This is a genomic window from uncultured Bacteroides sp. (genome assembly GCF_910585845.1).
Classification (GTDB): domain Bacteria; phylum Bacteroidota; class Bacteroidia; order Bacteroidales; family Bacteroidaceae; genus Bacteroides.
In genome coordinates this window covers 1-18,130 of the sequence record NZ_CAJUHF010000061.1, presented here as the reverse complement: position 1 = coordinate 18,130, position 18,130 = coordinate 1, and the positions used below count along the sequence as shown (strand labels likewise).

The following is an 18,130-nucleotide window of genomic DNA, read 5'->3' as shown; positions in this document are numbered from 1 at the left end:
TCACCGTCCGATTGGACAGATAAAATATTCACTAATTTAATTCAACCAACAGGTTAAATATTAACAAGTTTTCAAACACTTTATACCGTACCTTTTGTATTCTCGCGGAAAATAGCGAATTTTGCCCCTACAAAAGATAATCACTTAAGTTTCGCATGCGAAACTTAAAATAACCACTTAAAAAGCTTACGATATGAAAACAGCTTTAATATCAGGCATCACGGGGCAGGACGGCTCTTTCCTTGCCGAGTTCCTGCTGCAAAAAGGGTATGAGGTGCACGGTATCCTTCGCCGCTCTTCATCCTTCAATACCGGTCGCATCGAGCACCTCTATTTCGACGAATGGGTGCGCGACATGAAGCAGAAGCGTACCATCAACCTGCACTACGGCGACATGACGGACAGCAGCTCGCTCATCCGCATCATACAGCAAGTGCAACCGGACGAAATATACAACCTCGCCGCACAAAGCCACGTCAAAGTCTCGTTCGATGTCCCCGAATATACCGCCGAAACCGATGCCATCGGTACACTGCGCATACTGGAGGCCGTCCGCATCCTCGGCATGGAGAAGAAGACGAAAATCTATCAGGCATCCACTTCCGAACTGTACGGAAAGGTGCAGGAGATTCCCCAAAACGAAAACACCCCCTTCTACCCCCGCAGCCCCTACGGCGTGGCGAAGCAATACGGCTTCTGGATTACGAAGAACTACCGCGAAAGCTACGGGATGTTTGCCGTGAACGGCATCCTCTTCAACCACGAGAGCGAACGCCGAGGCGAAACCTTCGTCACCCGGAAGATAACGCTTGCCGCCGCACGCATCGCACAGGGATTCCAAGACAAGCTCTACTTAGGCAACCTGGACGCGCGGCGCGACTGGGGATATGCCAGAGACTACGTGGAGTGCATGTGGCTCATCCTACAACATGACACTCCGGAGGACTTCGTGATCGCCACCGGCGAGATGCATACCGTACGCGAATTTGCCACGCTCGCCTTCCGGGAAGCAGGCATCGAACTGCGTTGGGAGGGCGAAGGCGTCAACGAAAAGGGCATCGACACGGCAAGCGGGAAAGTCCTTATCGAAGTAGACCCGAAATATTTCCGCCCCGCCGAAGTGGAACAATTGCTGGGCGACCCGACCAAAGCCAAGACCCTGCTGGGCTGGAACCCCAGACAAACCGGCTTCGAGGAGTTGGTAAAAATCATGACTGAACACGACATGAAGTTCGTGAGAAAGCTCCATGTAACCGAATAACTCCCGATATATCACACAATCTAACAAGAAACAAAACTGAAAAAAATGTTGGACAAAAACGCCAAAATATTCGTAGCCGGGCATCGTGGATTGGTAGGCTCGGCCATCTGGAAGAACCTGCAAGACAAAGGATATACCCACCTCATCGGACGGACCCACCAGGAACTCGACTTACTGGACGCCGTGGCCGTCCGCCGCTTCTTCGACGAAGAACAACCGGAATACGTGTTCCTTGCCGCCGCCTTCGTAGGCGGTATCATGGCAAACAGTATCTATCGTGCCGACTTCATCTACAAGAACCTGCAAATACAGCAAAACGTCATCGGCGAAAGCTTCCGCCATCAGGTGAAGAAACTGCTTTTCCTGGGCAGCACCTGCATCTATCCCCGCGACGCGGAACAGCCCATGAAGGAGGATGTGCTGCTCACCTCCCCGCTGGAGTACACCAACGAACCGTATGCCATCGCCAAAATCGCCGGACTGAAGATGTGCGAGAGTTTCAACCTACAGTATGGCACCAACTACATTGCCGTGATGCCTACCAACCTCTACGGTCCGAACGACAACTTCGACCTGGAACGCAGCCACGTCCTGCCCGCCATGATACGCAAGATACACCTCGCCCACTGCCTGCAACAAGGGGATTGGAGTGCCGTAGCGACCGACCTGAACCGCCGTCCCGTAGAGGGCGTCGACGGTAACAGCACTCGGGAAGAGATACTTGACGTCCTCGGCAAGTACGGCATCGGTACGGACGAAGTGAGACTGTGGGGCACGGGAACCCCGCTACGCGAATTTCTCTGGAGCGAAGAGATGGCGGATGCCTGTGTCTTCGTCATGGAACATGTCGACTTCAAGGATACTTTCAAACCGGGAGACAAGGAGATACGCAACTGCCACATCAACATCGGCACCGGCAAGGAGATCTCTATCCGCCAACTCGCCGAACTGATAGTGGACACCGTAGGCTATCGGGGACGACTGGCCTTCGACAGCAGCAAACCGGACGGAACCATGAGAAAACTCACCGACCCCTCCAAACTGCATGCCCTGGGCTGGCACCACAAGATAGAAATCGAAGAAGGCGTACAGCGCATGTATCAATGGTACTTAAGTTGAGAAGGGAAAAAGAAAAAGAGAAGAAAAAGAGAAAGAGAAAAGAAAGAAGAGAGAATGAAGAAGGGAAAACGAAGAGATGAGAAGGGAGAGTTAAAGTGATAACTCCTGTAAACGAAAAGCCGTGTGCACTTCCCGCTTTTTCCGGTCAAAAATTTGCTTTCTTTCAATAAAGCCTTATATTTGCACAATTATCAGCGAAATGTGCAACAAAATGCATTTTGCCGAAATAAGCTTATGTCGACCGGAACAACGGTCGACAAGCGCATAACCTAATTTTTAATAGATATAGATACTCTTATTATCATGGAACAAAGTTTTATCGCCTATATTGAGAATAGTATTAAGAAAAACTGGGATCTGGACGCCCTCACCGACTATAACGGTGCCACTCTGCAATACAAAGACGTAGCCCGAAAGATAGAAAAAATACACCTGCTCTTCGAAGCAAGCGGCATCAAGAAAGGCGATAAAATAGCCATCTGCGGACGAAACAGTTCGCACTGGGGAGTCACTTTCCTTGCCACACTGACCTACGGCGCCGTAGTGGTGCCCATCTTGCACGAGTTCAAGGCGGACAACGTGCACAACATCGTCAATCATTCCGAAGCGAAACTGCTCTTCGTCGGCGACCAAGTGTGGGAAAACCTCAACGAAGCCGCCATGCCCCTGCTGGAGGGCATCATCCTGGTGACAGACTTCTCCATCCTTGTATCGCGCAGCGAAAAGTTGGACTATGCCCGCGAACACCTCAACGAACTGTTCGGCAGGAAATATCCCAAGAACTTCCGCAAGGAACACATCGCATATCATAAAGACCAACCCGAAGAGCTGGCTGCCATCAACTATACTTCCGGCACGACAAGTTATTCCAAAGGCGTGATGCTGCCCTACCGCAGCCTGTGGTCCAACACCGCATTTGCTTTCGAAGTCCTGCCGCTGAAAGCCGGCGACAAGGTCATCTCCATGCTTCCGATGGCACACATGTACGGACTGGCTTTCGAGTTCCTCTACGAATTTGCCGTCGGTTGCCAGATCTACTTCCTCACCCGTATGCCAAGCCCGAAGATCATCTTCCAGGCATTCTCCGAAGTGAAACCCCATCTGGTAGTTGCCGTCCCGCTCATCATTGAGAAGATCATCAAGAAGAACGTACTGCCGAAACTGGAGACACCTGCTATGAAGCTGTTGCTGAAAGTGCCCATCATCAACGACAAGATAAAGGCCACCGTACGCGAAAACGTAATCAATGCCTTCGGAGGACGCTTCGCAGAGGTCATCGTGGGAGGTGCGGCATTCAATCAGGAGGTAGAACAGTTCCTGCACATGATTGACTTCCCCTATACGGTGGGTTACGGAATGACCGAATGCGGTCCCATCATCTGCTACGAAGACTGGTCGCGCTTCAAACCGGGCTCTTGCGGAAAGGCGGCTCCACGCATGGAAGTGAAAGTCCTCTCGCCCGACCCGGAGAACATTCCCGGCGAAATCGTATGCCGCGGACCGAACGTGATGCTGGGATACTATAAGAACGAAGAAGCCACACGGGAAACCATAGATGCCGACGGATGGCTGCACACAGGCGACCTCGCCCTGATGGATGCCGAAGGGAATATCACCATCAAAGGACGCAGCAAGAACATGTTGCTCGGTGCCAACGGACAGAACATCTATCCTGAAGAGATAGAAGACAAACTGAACAACATGCCTTATGTGGCAGAAAGCATCATCGTGCAGCAGAACGAGAAACTGGTCGGATTGGTTTATCCCGACTTCGACGACGCCTTTGCCCACGGACTGAAGACCGAAGACCTCGAACGTGTCATGGAAGAAAACCGTGTCGCACTGAATCAGACCCTGCCAGCCTACTGTCAGGTGCAGAAGATGAAGATATATCCTGAGGAGTTTGAGAAGACGCCGAAACGCTCGATCAAACGGTTCTTGTATCAAGAGGCTAAGGGATAAAAACTCTATAAAGAACAAACAAGAACGAATGAGACGATTAACTTCATCTTTAGCCGCATTATTGATTGCGGCAGGAACTCTCTCTGCACAAACCACAAGGGAAGAACCAGCACCGACAGGAAAGAAAGAGAAAAGCCATGCAGGAATCAACCTGTCTTTATGGAAGAACATAGCGACGCAGCCGACAGATACCGTAGGCTCCACATGCCTGAACCTGGGGCTTTTCTCGGCGATGAACCGCCTGAACGGTTTAGGTGTCAATCTGCTGGCAGGAGTAGTACGGCAGGACATGAACGGCGTGCAAGCCGCAGGACTTGCCAATCTCACGGGCGGAAGCATGCGGGGCGTACAGGTAGCAGGCATCAGCAACGTAAACGGAGACCATCTCGCAGGTGTGTCATTGTCCGGTCTGGTCGGTATCACAGGCAACCATGCACAGGGTGTCATCTTCTCCGGACTGACCAACATCACCGGCAATAGAACCGGCGGTATCATCATAGGCGGACTGCTGAACATCACCGGAGGACACTCTTCGGGCGTGCACCTTGCGGGACTGGCAAACCTCTCGGGAGAGAATTTCAACGGTGCCACCCTCTCCGGACTGCTGAACATTGCCGGTGCGAACATGCAGGGCATACAGGTCAGCGGATTGGGAAACATCAGCGGAGAGACCATGCGCGGCATACAAATAGCCGGACTGGGCAACGTGACAGGAGGCACTGCCATCGGCGCACAGATAGCTCCCCTCAATGTGACAAAGGACGGGAAAGGCTTGCAAATCGGATTATTCAACTATTATAAAGGTAATTTCGACGGGTTCCAGTTAGGTCTGGTGAATGCCAACCCCGACACCAGAGTGCAATTGATGTTGTTCGGGGGAAACCGGACGAAGTTGAATGTGGGAGCGCGTTTCAAGAACAGGCTGTTCTATACGATTCTGGGAGGCGGAACGCACTACCTGGACTTCAGTGACAAATTTTCGGCCTCTTTCTTCTATCGCGCCGGATTGGAGTTGCCCTTATACAAACAGTTGTTCGTCAGTGGCGACTTGGGATTCCAGCATATCGAGAACTTCAAAAACAAAGACCACGGTTTTCCGGCACGTCTCTATGCCTTGCAAGCACGCGTAAATCTGGAATATCGCCTGACCGACCGGCTGGGAGTGTTCGTGACGGGAGGTTACGGAGGAAGCCGCTACTACAACCGGGGAGTGACTTACGACAAAGGCGTCATCCTCGAAGGAGGAGTGGTCTTATTCAAATACTAAAAGACAGTGTGAACTACATTGACAGTGTGGACAATGTGGACTACATTGACAGTATGCCAGAACCCACCACAGATTACGTAGATTAACACAGATTATCATTAAGAGCCTGTTTAGATTTCTTTTGAAGAAAAATTAAACAGGCTCTTAAAGTTGCAGAAAATCAACCGGATAATCTACGTAATCTGCGTAATCTGTGTAATCTGCGATAATCTGTAATAATCTGTGGTGAAACCCAGCTTCGACATACTCCTATGCAGTTCAATTCTTCTCCTTGATGAATCCTGTCCTGTATGCCACCAGCAGTTTCTTCAAGTCCTGTATCTGCGTCACCAAGTCGCGCCCCATGTCTGTATCTTTCACCATCATGCGTTGTGAGTTGAACTCAATGACGAAAGTGGTAGACTTGATATCCTGCCCCTCCTCTATCGCCTTCTGACGGCTCTGGAAAGGTTCGTGCTGCACCAGCTGCAATCCGTGCGAATGATACACCAGCGTATATCCGGCAATGCCCGTCTCCGGCTGGTAGGCTTTCGAAAATCCGCCGTCAATCACCAGCAGTTTGCCGTCCGCCTTGATGGGTTTCTCGCCCTTGATGGTCTTCACCGGCACATGGCCGTTGATGATATGCGAATGGAGGCTCACGATGCCAAACTCTGCCAGAATCTGGTCGCAGATATCTTCGCGGTTGCGCAACGAATAGTAATGCCCCTTGGTCTCCTTCGACAGTTCCTTGTCGCCGATAAAGTAGCGTTCAAAGGTCGCCATCTTATCTTTGTCGAACGACGGTGCATCCGGTCCGCACCACATATACCATACATAGTCCAGTGCGAAGCTCTTCTCTTCCGTACCGTCTTCATCAAAGTATGCCGTACGGATCAGCTGGTCTGTCTTGCGCAGCAGTTTCTGCCCCCAGTACTCTTTCTTGCCGATGCGTACGTGCTTGAAACTGCCGTCCTCATTCAGGGGCATGGATGCGTGATAGAGCAGATTGTCGTTGCACACCAGGTACATCCCGCCATACGTGAAGAGGCAACGCATGTGCTTCTTCAGTTTCTCGCTGTTCATGAACGAAGCGTGTATCTTGTCCATCAGCTCCCTCTCCTCGTCCGACAGGCGATACGGGTCGGAGGGGTCGATGGTGGGGAAGTTCGTGTCGCGCAAGGGATACTCTTTTCCCTCGTATGTGAAGATGCCTCGCTCGAAGTCTATCTTATCCAGCAGCTTCCGGTTCTGCATGCCGAAATCCGGACGACGGTCTATGATCTCTGCCTCCAGCTTGAACTGTATCACCGTAATAGCCTTGTGCATCTGTGTGATGAGGCGCAGCGTCTTCTCATTGTAGCTGCCGTCGGCAAAGTTCATCTTGGGCGCAAATATCGTGCATGGGTCATCGGCATAGGTATCCATCGCAAAGGTAGCGAGCGGCAACAGGTTGATGCCATACCCGTCTTCCAGCGTGGCCAGATTGGCGTAACGCATCGACATGCGGATGACATTCGCAATGCAGGCGTCATTGCCCGATGCCGCTCCCATCCACAGAATGTCATGGTTTCCCCACTGGATGTCGAAGTTATGATAGTTGCAAAGCGTGTCCATGATGATGTGCGCACCCGGTCCGCGGTCGTAGATATCGCCCACGATGTGCAGGGAGTCGATCGTCAGCCGTTGGATAAGGTTGCACATGGCTATGATGAAGTCGTCTGCCCGCTTGGTGGAGATGATCGTGCTGATGATCACATTGATATAGGCATGCTTGTTGGGCTCTATGGTCGATTCGTGCAGCAACTCCTGAATGATGTATGAGAACTCTGCCGGCAATGCTTTCCGCACCTTCGAGCGGGTGTATTTGGAAGAGACGTTCTGGCAGACCTTCACCAGTTGGTTGAGCGTGATCAGATACCAGTCGTCCAGGTCGGCTTCGCTCTCCTTCACCAGCTGTAGCTTCTCCTCAGGATAGTAGATCAGCGTACATATCTCTTTCTTCTCGCTCTCGCGCAAGGTATGCCCGAAGATTTCATTCACTTTACGCTTCACCGCACCCGAAGCGTTCTTCAACACATGCTGGAAGGCTTCATACTCACCGTGTATATCGGTCAGAAAATGTTCCGTACCCTTCGGAAGGTTCAGGATGGCCTCCAAATTGATAATTTCTGTACTGGCATCAGCAATCGTCGGAAAACTGCGTGACAGCAACTGCAAATAACGCAAGTCGCTCATGATGCTTTCAGGAGTTATATTACTATTCATAACTTATAATTTGCGAACCGGACGCATCAGCAGCGCCCCATTCTAATTTCTTATTCCAAACATGCCGATATTCCAAACATGCCGAGACGCTTATGCCTCAACTTATGAAAAACATCAGCAACACCTGTGCGATAATCACCCGAAGGAACATGCACAACGGATAGACCGTAGCGTAAGCCACCGAAGAGTTATCACCGGGGATGGTATCGTTGGCGTAGTTCAGTGCCATCGGATTGGCCATGCTTCCGCACAACATCCCCGCCACCGAACCGAAATCGATCTTCATCCAACGGAAAGCCACGATTCCCACCAGCAGCACCGGAAGCACCGTCAGCGTGAAACCGGTCGCAATCCACAACAAGCCCTCCGGACAGAACACCGTGTCGAAGAAATGGACACCTGCATCCAGCCCCAGACAGGCCAGATAGAGCGACAGTCCCAAGGCACGAAGCATCAGATTGGCGCTGCGGGTTGTGTAGGTCACCATGTGCATCCTCGGTCCGAACGTACCGATAAGGATACCGACAATGATCGGTCCTCCTGCCAGTCCCAACTTCACCGGAGTACTGACACCGGGTATGGCTATCGGAATAGCCCCCAACGCCAACCCGAGTATGATACCTACGAATACGGCAACCAGGTTGGGTTCTTTCAGGCTCTTCACGGCATTGCCCAATACTTTCTCCACGTTCTGTATGGCTGCCGCCTCCCCTACCACCGTCAGGCGGTCGCCCAGTTGCAGGGTAAGCTCCGCCGTGGCAAGCAGCAGGACGCCGCTACGGTATACACGGCTGATATTGATGCCGTAGTGATTGCGCAGATGGAGCGAACCGAGCTTCTTGCCGTTCAATTCCGGACGCGTCACTACGATGCGTTGCGAAATCAGTTGGCTGTCAATGGCATTCCAGTCGATGTCCTCCTTGTTCCAGTCCGTATTTTCCTGTTCGCCAAAAAGCACCGTCAGTGCCGGCACGTCCTTCTCGGAAGTAACCACCAGCAGGCGGTCGCCCTCTTTCAGTACCTTCTCCGAAGTGGGAATGCTGACATTACCGTCGCGCCACAGGCGGGAGATCACGAACTTGGGATAGCTTAACTGTGCTATGTCCTTCACGCTCATATTAAAGATGGCAGGATTATGCACCTGAAAAGCGACGATATACGGCTTGTTGACATTATCCTTCTCTTTCACCTCCAAGTCTTTCGCACGAACCAGCAGTTTCCGTATCAGCAGAATGGCCAGAATCACGCCTAACACACCCAAGGGATATGTCACGGCGCATCCCAGTGCCGGAGTGCTTGCCTCAAGTCCCATCTGCTTCAAGGTTTGTTGCGCGGCGCCCAGTGCGGGAGTATTCGTGGTGGCTCCACACAGGATGCCCACCATGTCGGGCAAGGAAATTCCCAGTGTATAACTGCCCAGCAGGGTCATCAGCGTGCCCGTCACGACCACCCCCATTGCCAGCATATTCAGTTGCACTCCCCCCGTCCTGAACGAACTGAAAAAGCCGGGTCCCACCTGCAAGCCCAATGCATATACAAACAGCACCAGACCGAAACTTTCAGCATAGTTCAGCATCTGCGGGTCTACGGAAAGACCGAAATGTCCGGCAATGATTCCGGCAAAAAAGACGAACGTCACTCCCAGCGATATGCCGCAGATGCGTATCTTCCCCAGTCCCAGACCGATAGCCGATATCAACGATAGCACCACAACCGCCTGCATGGCGGAGTGTTCAACAAACAAACTGTACAACCAATTCAAAGCGTTCACGTTTTACAATTTCAAATGACAAATATACAAAGTATTTCTAAAAGCCACACAAAAAAAGCGGCCATCTTCATTAGATAACCGCTTTGCACTTCGTACACCCTCAGGGATTCGAACCCTGGACCCACTGATTAAGAGTCAGTTGCTCTACCAACTGAGCTAAGAGTGCATTCCATTTTTTGTTGCCTTCAACTGTAGTGGATACGAGAATCGAACTCGTATTGCATGCGTGAGAGGCATGTGTCCTAACCGTTAGACGAATCCACCAAGTCTTTGCGGAAGCGGGGGGATTCGAACCCCCGGTACGGTAACCCGTACGTCAGTTTAGCAAACTGGTGGTTTCAGCCACTCACCCACACTTCCTTAAATCTGCATTGTTTCTCAAATGCGGTGCAAATGTATGGCAAACTTTTGGACTATGCAAATCTTTCGGGCATATTTTTTCTACTTTTTTTCGTCAAAAGATGTAACAGACTATAAGTCAAAAGATAATAAAAATCCATCGGCGGGATTAAACAGATAAAAAGATTCTCCTCCCAACCTAAGCTTTAGCATGCCAGAGCTTAGGTTTAGCGTGTCAAAGCTTAGGTTTAGCGGCGTGAACGTGAACTTCAGATGCTCCGAAACAGAAAAGACAACAGACGGAAACAGAAAAACAGTAGGCAGAAACAGAAAAACAGCAAGCAACGGTACTTGATTTAGAATTAAATCTTTTATACCTTTGCTCGCATTAAACAGTCATCTATATCGGCCAACAATTATGGATACATTATTAAAAGAAACCGTGGACACCATTGTCAACTCCCGTTATCCGGGCATGTCATCCGAGGGCAGAAAGCTGCTGAAAGAGGTTTTGGTGCGCAAAGAGATAGAAAAAGGCGAGATTCTGTTTGAAGAAGGGCAAGTCTGCCACCATCTGGTTTTCGTGGGCAAAGGCATGATGCGACAGTTCTACTACAAGAACGGAAAGGATGTCACCGAGCACTTCTCGTACGAAGGATGTACCCTCATCTGCATAGAAAGCACCCTCAAGCAAGAGCCTACGCGCCTGATGGCCGAAGCGCTGGAAGCCAGCATCGTCTATCTGCTTCCTTACGAGAAGCTCATGAGGCTGACTGAGGTTTCGTGGGAAATCAACATGTTCTACCGCAAGGTGCTGGAACACTCGCTGATCGTATCGCAGGTGAAAGCCGACTCCTGGCGGTTCGAGACGGCACGCGAACGCTACAATATGCTGCTGCATGCCCATCCCGAAATCATCAAGAGAGCGCCATTGTCGCATATCGCCTCTTACCTGCTGATGACTCCCGAGACGCTGAGCCGCGTGCGGGCGGGAATATAAGCGGGGGCGTCCTATTGTTTGCGGTATTCCTTGGGCGACATGCCCGTGTGGTGCTTGAAGTATTTCCCGAAGAAGGACTGGTTGGCGAAATGAAGTTCTTCGGCTATCTCTTGTATGCTCAGTTCGGAAGATTTCAGCAGTGCCTTAGCCTCCAGGACCACAAGACTGTCGATCCACTCTCCGGCTGTCTTTCCGCTGACTTCCTTCACGGCGGTGGAAAGGTGTTTGGCGGTCAGGAACATCTTGTCGGCATAGTAGGCGACGCTGCGTTCCACCTTATATGATTCGGAAATCGTACGGATGAAACGCTCGAACAGCTCTTCTTTACGCGTTTTCGCTTTCCGTACAGTAGGTGTGTTGCCCTGGTAGATGCCATATATCTCGTGGAAGAGTGAAAGGATCAGCCCTTGCGTGATCTCCTTGCGGAAAGGATTGTCTTTCAACTTCACCTTCTTCTGAAGGAAGGAGTAATACTCTTGCACGGCTACCATCTCTTCCGGCTTAAGTCGTACGCACGGCTGCTCCTTTATCATGAAAAAGAACGGAAACAACTGTTGTATCGTGGGGAGCACATCGTCGATGAACTGGCCGGAGACCACTATAAAAATTCCCGTAAAATCATCCGAACGTTCTACCTGCTGCAAGATCTGTTCGGGCAGGGTGATCACAAGAACGCCTTCGGTCAGTTCGTGCTCACGCAGGTTAATGCGTATCCGGCAATTCCCTTTCAGGCAAAGCGTCAGGCAAGAGGCATTCAGGCGGGTGGGATACCCAAACAAAGGGATGTCACCTATATTGTCGAATATGGCAAAGTCGTTTCCGATAAAATCCATCGCCGGAAAGCGGCGGATAGTCGCTATGTCTACGTTCTTTATACTTTTCATCTCCTTTTCTTTTTCGGGAGCAAAATTACATAATATTTCTTTGAAATCCCTTCGAATAATCTTAAAAAAAAGAGAAAGAGAACATTTTAGCGTTAGTTACATTTTACCACTTACCTATATTTTACCGCTACTTAATTCTACGGTTACTTACGTTTTACCGTCAAGTAATTCTACGGTTACCTATATTTTACCGTTAGGTAATTCTACTGTTCTTTCATCTGCTCCTGCTCAATCCTGTTTCAGAGGTTTGCGTGCAGATTCCCATCATTTGCCAAATATGGCTTTCAGGGTAATCTGCACGAACCGATGTCATGATGCGGTATCCTCCTCCGCGGGCTAATTCATGATTTTGAAACCAATGAAAAAGGTGCGCGGCTGGGTAGGTCCGTAGAAGTAGCCGGAGTCGCGGAATTCCCCTTTGTCCAGGTCTTTCTGGAAGCTGTTGAAGAGGTTTTGCACGCCGGCATTGAGTTGCAGTTTAATGTGGTCGTGCAGGACAAACGTATAATTAAGTTTCAGATTGAGGTCGAAGAAATCGGGAGTGCTCTCCATACGGTCTTTCTCGATGTTGCAGAAAGCCCCCTCCGGTGCGTCTACCGGTGCGTAATGGGGCACGATCATCTCGCCGGTATATACGCCCGACAAAGAGAAATCGAAGTTCTTCAGGGGTGCGGAAGAGAAAGTGAAATAACCGTAATAGTCCGGTGTGCGTGTCATGCGGCGGGTGGTCAGCTCTTCGCCGTCTACCTCTGTCCATACTTCCGGCTGCGTATAACGGCTGCGTTGTGCCGTGAAGCCCAGTTGGAACTGCGCTTCCTTGCCGTGGGCAATCTTGGCATCCAGATTGGCACCATACACACGTGCGCCATTTCCGTTGCGACGCTCCTTTATCAGGTCTCCGTTCTCATTCTTCCCGATGTCTTCCAACACGAAAACGTGCCGCAAATCGGTATAGAATCCCTCCAACAGGATATTCGCCTGCCAGTGTCCCAGCTTCGTACTCCAATCTACGGAACCACTGTAACTATTGGAACGTTCCTCACGCAGATTGTCCGCCAGCTTAATCTGAACGCCCTCTCCGCCGACTGCCGTCACGTGCAAATCTTCGTCGTATGCTTGGGGCGCACGGAATCCGGTGGAGTACGTCAGGCGTGCCTGAAAGTCCTCACTCGGCTTATAGAGCAGGTTGACGCGGGGACTGAAAATCAGCTTTTCTATCAGGTTATGCTTGTCCAGACGCACACCTGCCAACAGGGTAAGCATGCGCATCTTCCACTCGTTCTGCACAAAAGTACTGGCTATGCGCACGTCCTGCTTCATATCGCGATGATAGCCGGTCATGACATCATGCAAAGAGTTGTTCTGATATTCCACGCCTCCGGTGAAAGTGGCCGGAGCAAACAAGCAATTATCCATATTGCCCACATACATGCCACCGGCAACCCAAGTCAGGTCATTGGTCTTGCCGTAGGCATTCATGTCCTGCTGCGCACCGTAGTAGCTGTTCCGGTCCGTATGCTGTATGGAGCCATAAAGAGAGATCTTATGCTTGTATTCGCGCCAGAACAGGTCGTAGCTTGCCCCACCGCTATTGATGACGTGCCTGGTCTGCTCCGTGATATCCGATTCGTGGGGTTGGAAGTCAAACTTATTGCCGCCACGGCGGAACTCATTCGTAGTATGGTACTCCAGATTGATACGGCTGAAATGCGTGGGACGATAATAGGCACGAAAGCCAAAAGTATTCATATTGAGTTTGCCGAGCTCGGAGAATCCGTCATCGTCACGGTCGTAAGGATTACGGTTGCGATAGCTTTCATACAGGGCAATACCGTATGAGTTGTCCTTTGCCACCAGCGAGACATTACCGCCCATATATTGCTCCCACGACTTTCCGTCCATGCAAGAGAGCATGCTCGACACCTGGAAAGAGTTGCTGATAGGATCTTTCGTGATAATGTTGATTGTTCCACCCACTGCATTTGCCCCGAACAAGGCAGAACCACCGCCACGCACGACTTCCACCCGCTCTATCATATTGACAGGTATCTGTTCCAGTCCATACACCCCGCTAAGTGCACTGATGACAGGACGGCTATTGATCAGTATCTGAGAGTAAGGCCCTTCCAAACCATTGATTCTCACCTGTGGAAAGCCGCAGTTCTGGCAATTATTCTCCACCCGCAACCCCGACTGGTAATTAAGCGTTTTTGCAAGGTCGGTAGAATTCACCATCTCAAAGAGTTTGGTGCTCATCACATTCACAACTACCGGCGCTTCTTTCCGACTCACCTCATTGCGATTGGCAGACACGACGACTTCATCCGTCATGAAACTCTCTTCAACCATCTGAAAGTGGATGACCGCAGTGAAGTCCTTGTGCACTGTCACTTCTTTTTCTTGGGTCTTATAGCCTACAGCCGACACACGAAGCGTATATTTTCCGGCAGGCAACTTGCGGAACTCAAACTGCCCTTCTTCGTTAGAGACTGTCCCCTGCCCGTTTTCTTTGATCAACACAGTTGCATAGGGGATATTTTCTTCACTTCCCGCCACAATTACATGGCCGGAAATCATGTTGCCTTCCTTGATAGGATTTACGGCATAGAGGCTGATGCAAGCCACGGCAAGCACCAGCACAAATATATATTTCTTCATTAATTTGCGCTCAAAAAAAATAGAAAATTACAATTAGATTAGAGAGGTTGTTCAAGAAAGAACAAAATGCAGAATGTAATATACAGAATACTAAATGCAGCATACAGAATACAGAATACAGAATACAGAATACAGAATGCAAACCACAAACCGCAAACCGCAAAATGCAAACCGCAAAATACAAAATACATCCTTACTATGCTGCAAGTGCAGGCGGAGCACGAAGAGAAATAACTTGTTTTACTTCTCCCTTCACCAAGGGAGTTATACGCTCTGTTCCCAATACGGCCAACAGTGTCCGCATGGGATGTAAATTCTCATATTCTTCAACTTCCGGAGCATGGAAGGTCGATAAACGGCCTATAACGACGAGTTCCGTCTTAGAGTGTATGTGCTTGTCATGGAAAGGATGCGAATGCACAATAATCACTCTGTTGACATAATGAACATGGGTAAAAGCCGTGATACTTGCCTGATATGCTACAAACAGCACCAGCAAACACACTGCACCGATAACTCTCTTTACCCTTTTTCCCATGTCTCCTTGTCTATCTATAAAAATAATGATTATCCGCGTTTCTCTTTTAACGATACCGGATAGAAAAATCCGAATATCCTATTCCGGAAATCCGTGTGCAAAGATAATAATTATTTTTCCACTTTTCCAAACAAGCATTCATAATCACGTTTGGCGGCAGGTATTGTCCATTCCTCCGGAACAAATTTCCACTGTCCCAAAGCACGCGGTTCAATCAGCCCTTTCTTTTCGATATACTGCATCAGATAGTAGCGCAGATCTTTATCTGTAGAAGAAAGAATACGGTCTTTCAGTTCATCCTGAGGAATACCCGCACCTTTAGTCAATAGCTCTCCACCACCATTGCCACGATACGAATTCAAGGCAACTCTGTACATCCTGTCCATCTCGAAGGGAGTACCATCGGCCATACTGACAATAGTCACCTTTTCACCTTGGGGCTTAGTGACGTCTACCGTATAAATAATTCCGGCTGCCGAATCAAAGTTATAACTAAAGTTCTGGAAGGAAGCCCGTTCGCCGTCTCCTTTGCGGGGCTGTCTACGAAGTAAAAGCAAGTGATCCTCCGGAGATTTCATCTGGTTTGTCCACAAGCCATACGACATTTCCAGCAGGCCCTTTACTTCCTTACCAGACAATCGCATCGTGTAGAGCATATTCTCATACTTATACAGGTTGAACATATCGCTGACCGAAACATCTCCCTCCCTGATCTCCGTATCATAAGACAATGGAGCTGCAAAGGATATTTCCGCTCCACTAATCTCCAGTTGCAATGTATGAATCAAATCCACAAATGCTGACGAACCGAAGTAAGCCTGCCGTGTAGAAATAGTTTGAGCAAAACGACCTATCTTTTTAGATACAAAGTTACGCACGACATCAAACTGAGAAGAGAAATGGCTCATGAATTCTTCACTTGCATCATAGTCTTTCATCTCAGTCAACGCTCCCTGAATCTGTTTATCCACGACTTTCCCATGACGCAGTTTCAGGGTAACGTCCGCATTGGCAACCACAAGTCCTTTATTTGCAGGATTCATAATCAGCACTGAGTCTCCCGCCACATTCTCAATCTTCTTCAACTCACGGGCATGGTCGTGCCCCATCAAGACAATATCAAATCCGGGGACTTTGCGCGCCACTTCCAGCGATGCGTTATCACGATACTTACCTCCCATCAACTGCAATTCCTGCCCAGAATGAAAAATACCTATCACCAGATCCGGTTTCTCCTTTTCCTGAATGACCTTCATCCATCTACGGGCGGTTTCTTCCATATCATCAAAGCGCAGCCCTTTCCATAATTTCTCCGGCAACCATACAGGAATGGCAGGAGTAATCATGCCCATCACAGCAATCTTCACTCCGTCGCGTTCCAGCATTTGATAAGGCTTGAAATGTGTTTGTCCAGTAGCCACGTCCACTATATTAGCACCTAAAATGGGAAATTTACAGTCACCTGCCCAACGATCGAATACGGTACGTCCGGTTTCCACATCGTGATTTCCCACATTTCCCACGTCATATTTCATGAAATTCAGCATTTCCGCTGCCAAATGCGGAGAAACAGTATCAATATAGTTATAATAATAGACACATGGCTGACCTTGCAGAATATCGCCATTATCCAACAGCAGGAGATTATCCTTATATTCTTCCCGTTCTTTCTGTATAAAGGTATGTATCCGCGCCAGACTTCCTTCCGCCCCTCGACGAAGCATAAAGTCATAAGGATAATAGTTTCCATGTATGTCACTGGTTTCAACTATCTTCAGTTTCACAGATTTATCCTGGGCAGATGCCACTCCTATTCCTAACAATAATGCTCCTATAAAGACACAAATATTTTTAGAGATGCAACTATTTTTAGAGATGCAACTATTTTTAGAGACATAATTATTTCTAGAAACACAATTATTTCTAGAAGCACAAATACTTTTCATCGTAAACAAATTAATTAATAGAAGAGTCTGTTTAAATTTTACTTATTTCCTCAATTGTCAAACCAGTAATATCAGAAATCATACTGTCGTCCAATCCTCTCATCTTCATTTTCCGGGCATTTTCTATGCGTTCTTCTGTACGACCTTTTGCAAGGCCTTCTTCACGTCCCTCTGCAAGGCCTTCTTCACGACCTTTCGCAAGACCTTCCGCACGTTCCGTACGTATATTATCACGAAGAATGACAATATTATCCAAATGTCGGTAATAAGCATCCAGTTCTTCTTTTGACATACGGGTAAGTTTCAATTGTTCTCGTGCCTGTCCTAATCCTGGAGCCGTAGCCGAATCAGGAATATCACCGGTATTCAGATAATACATCCACTCTTCAAGAGGACTTTTAGCAACCCGATTGAAGTCATTCACTTTCAGAATATAATATTCCGGATACAACTGACTTACATGGTCTACGTTAAAGGTCTGTCTCTGGAAAGGAGTCAACTCTAACAAATCACCTTCGTGTATTCCCCGGAACTCAGTCTTACCATGATAAACAACATCTTTACCATGTCCCAAAGAGAAATAGACAATATTGATGCTGTACACTTTTCGTACATTATCATAACCTTCGCCGCGATTGATATATTCGGTCACCAGCTTTGAAGCACCAAAAAGCATACGTTGAAAATAGGTATATTCACTATTATTCTGAACCTCTATCAAAAAGAGTTCCCCATGGGAATTCTCGGCAAGCATATCCACACGATTGTACTTATCAAATTCATCTTCCTGATTGCTTTCGCTTTCCAGAAGCTTCTGAATTGTAATTTTCTCTTTTAAAAGAGTTGTCAAGAACCCTTCTAAAACACCAAAATTAGCCTTATTACGCAGTAAGCGCTTCATTGCCCAATCAAAACGAATATAATTACCCACCATAAACGACCTTCCTTTCTCTTATTTCACATTTTATCACAGCAAATGTAGATAAAAACTATGAGATTATTTGCAGACAAGATAAAGAAAGTGCTTTTCTTCTAAGGAAATGCGGGAAAATCAGATTATAGATAGTTTTGAATTCATAGAACAACCTGTTGGCGGAATTAAAATAGCGCATATTTAACTCTGCCAATAGGCTTTTCA

At 48.7% G+C, this 18,130-nt stretch carries 12 protein-coding genes and 3 tRNA genes; 5 read left to right on the top strand and 10 right to left on the bottom strand.

The window, feature by feature from the left end; genetic code table 11:
- Positions 1-193 precede the first annotated feature (193 nt).
- The 4 genes from gmd (at position 194) to QZ323_RS13025 (ending at position 5,609) form a co-directional block, all read left to right on the top strand.
- Positions 194-1,261: a GDP-mannose 4,6-dehydratase gene (gene gmd / locus QZ323_RS13040; protein WP_294635131.1), complete on the top strand. Its 1,068-nt coding sequence runs from the start codon at positions 194-196 to the stop codon at positions 1,259-1,261.
- A 45-nt stretch (positions 1,262-1,306) separates the two neighbouring features.
- A complete protein-coding gene (locus tag QZ323_RS13035; RefSeq protein ID WP_294635130.1) occupies positions 1,307-2,380 on the top strand; it encodes a GDP-L-fucose synthase in 1,074 nt (357 codons plus the stop codon).
- Between the two features lie 303 nt (positions 2,381-2,683).
- Positions 2,684-4,342, top strand: a complete 1,659-nt coding sequence (locus QZ323_RS13030; protein WP_294635129.1) for a long-chain fatty acid--CoA ligase — start codon at positions 2,684-2,686, stop codon at positions 4,340-4,342.
- 28 nt (positions 4,343-4,370) lie between these two features.
- The gene (locus QZ323_RS13025) at positions 4,371-5,609 is read left to right on the top strand and encodes a hypothetical protein (protein ID WP_294635128.1); all 1,239 of its coding nucleotides are present in this window, start codon (positions 4,371-4,373) and stop codon (positions 5,607-5,609) included.
- Between the two features lie 258 nt (positions 5,610-5,867).
- Here the strand turns inward: QZ323_RS13025 and QZ323_RS13020 are convergent, their stop codons facing one another.
- From QZ323_RS13020 to QZ323_RS13000, 5 genes are all read right to left on the bottom strand, one after another.
- The gene (locus tag QZ323_RS13020; RefSeq protein WP_294635127.1) at positions 5,868-7,856 is read right to left on the bottom strand and encodes a fructose-1,6-bisphosphatase; all 1,989 of its coding nucleotides are present in this window, start codon (positions 7,854-7,856) and stop codon (positions 5,868-5,870) included.
- 97 nt (positions 7,857-7,953) lie between these two features.
- Entirely contained in the window at positions 7,954-9,618 is a 1,665-nt protein-coding gene (locus QZ323_RS13015) for a putative transporter (protein ID WP_294635134.1), read from the bottom strand.
- A 102-nt stretch (positions 9,619-9,720) separates the two neighbouring features.
- Positions 9,721-9,793: transfer RNA gene (locus QZ323_RS13010), tRNA-Lys, on the bottom strand.
- 26 nt (positions 9,794-9,819) lie between these two features.
- Positions 9,820-9,891, bottom strand: a tRNA-Glu gene (locus QZ323_RS13005).
- Between the two features lie 9 nt (positions 9,892-9,900).
- Positions 9,901-9,987 (bottom strand) — tRNA-Ser (locus tag QZ323_RS13000).
- A gap of 397 nt (positions 9,988-10,384) precedes the next feature.
- On the opposite strand from QZ323_RS13000, the gene QZ323_RS12995 reads away from it, so the two are divergent.
- Positions 10,385-10,966 (top strand): Crp/Fnr family transcriptional regulator, encoded by a 582-nt coding sequence (locus tag QZ323_RS12995; RefSeq protein WP_294635126.1) that lies wholly within the window; start codon positions 10,385-10,387, stop codon positions 10,964-10,966.
- An 11-nt stretch (positions 10,967-10,977) separates the two neighbouring features.
- Here the strand turns inward: QZ323_RS12995 and QZ323_RS12990 are convergent, their stop codons facing one another.
- From QZ323_RS12990 to QZ323_RS12970, 5 genes are all read right to left on the bottom strand, one after another.
- Positions 10,978-11,850 carry a helix-turn-helix domain-containing protein gene (locus QZ323_RS12990; RefSeq protein ID WP_294635125.1) on the bottom strand — a complete coding sequence of 291 codons (873 nt, stop codon included), beginning with the start codon at positions 11,848-11,850 and terminating at the stop codon, positions 10,978-10,980.
- Positions 11,851-12,186: 336 nt separating this feature from the next.
- Positions 12,187-14,508: a TonB-dependent receptor gene (locus QZ323_RS12985; RefSeq protein WP_294635123.1), complete on the bottom strand. Its 2,322-nt coding sequence runs from the start codon at positions 14,506-14,508 to the stop codon at positions 12,187-12,189.
- Positions 14,509-14,704: 196 nt separating this feature from the next.
- Positions 14,705-15,046: a hypothetical protein gene (locus QZ323_RS12980; RefSeq protein WP_294635122.1), complete on the bottom strand. Its 342-nt coding sequence runs from the start codon at positions 15,044-15,046 to the stop codon at positions 14,705-14,707.
- Positions 15,047-15,156: 110 nt separating this feature from the next.
- The gene (locus tag QZ323_RS12975; RefSeq protein WP_294635133.1) at positions 15,157-16,905 is read right to left on the bottom strand and encodes a 5'-nucleotidase C-terminal domain-containing protein; all 1,749 of its coding nucleotides are present in this window, start codon (positions 16,903-16,905) and stop codon (positions 15,157-15,159) included.
- A 118-nt stretch (positions 16,906-17,023) separates the two neighbouring features.
- Complete coding sequence (locus tag QZ323_RS12970; RefSeq protein ID WP_294635121.1) at positions 17,024-17,926, bottom strand: Rpn family recombination-promoting nuclease/putative transposase; 903 nt, start codon at positions 17,924-17,926, stop codon at positions 17,024-17,026.
- Positions 17,927-18,130 lie beyond the last annotated feature (204 nt).

Bases quoted from the DNA above. Each gene is read 5' to 3' on its own strand.
- gmd (WP_294635131.1), top strand. From the start codon at position 194: ATGAAAACAGCTTTAATATCAGGCATCACGGGGCAGGACGGCTCTTTC.
- QZ323_RS13035 (WP_294635130.1), top strand. From the start codon at position 1,307: ATGTTGGACAAAAACGCCAAAATATTCGTAGCCGGGCATCGTGGATTG.
- QZ323_RS13030 (WP_294635129.1), top strand. From the start codon at position 2,684: ATGGAACAAAGTTTTATCGCCTATATTGAGAATAGTATTAAGAAAAAC.
- QZ323_RS13025 (WP_294635128.1), top strand. From the start codon at position 4,371: ATGAGACGATTAACTTCATCTTTAGCCGCATTATTGATTGCGGCAGGA.
- QZ323_RS13020 (WP_294635127.1), bottom strand. From the start codon at position 7,856: ATGAATAGTAATATAACTCCTGAAAGCATCATGAGCGACTTGCGTTAT.
- QZ323_RS12995 (WP_294635126.1), top strand. From the start codon at position 10,385: ATGGATACATTATTAAAAGAAACCGTGGACACCATTGTCAACTCCCGT.
- QZ323_RS12990 (WP_294635125.1), bottom strand. From the start codon at position 11,850: ATGAAAAGTATAAAGAACGTAGACATAGCGACTATCCGCCGCTTTCCG.
- QZ323_RS12985 (WP_294635123.1), bottom strand. From the start codon at position 14,508: ATGAAGAAATATATATTTGTGCTGGTGCTTGCCGTGGCTTGCATCAGC.
- QZ323_RS12980 (WP_294635122.1), bottom strand. From the start codon at position 15,046: ATGGGAAAAAGGGTAAAGAGAGTTATCGGTGCAGTGTGTTTGCTGGTG.
- QZ323_RS12970 (WP_294635121.1), bottom strand. From the start codon at position 17,926: ATGGTGGGTAATTATATTCGTTTTGATTGGGCAATGAAGCGCTTACTG.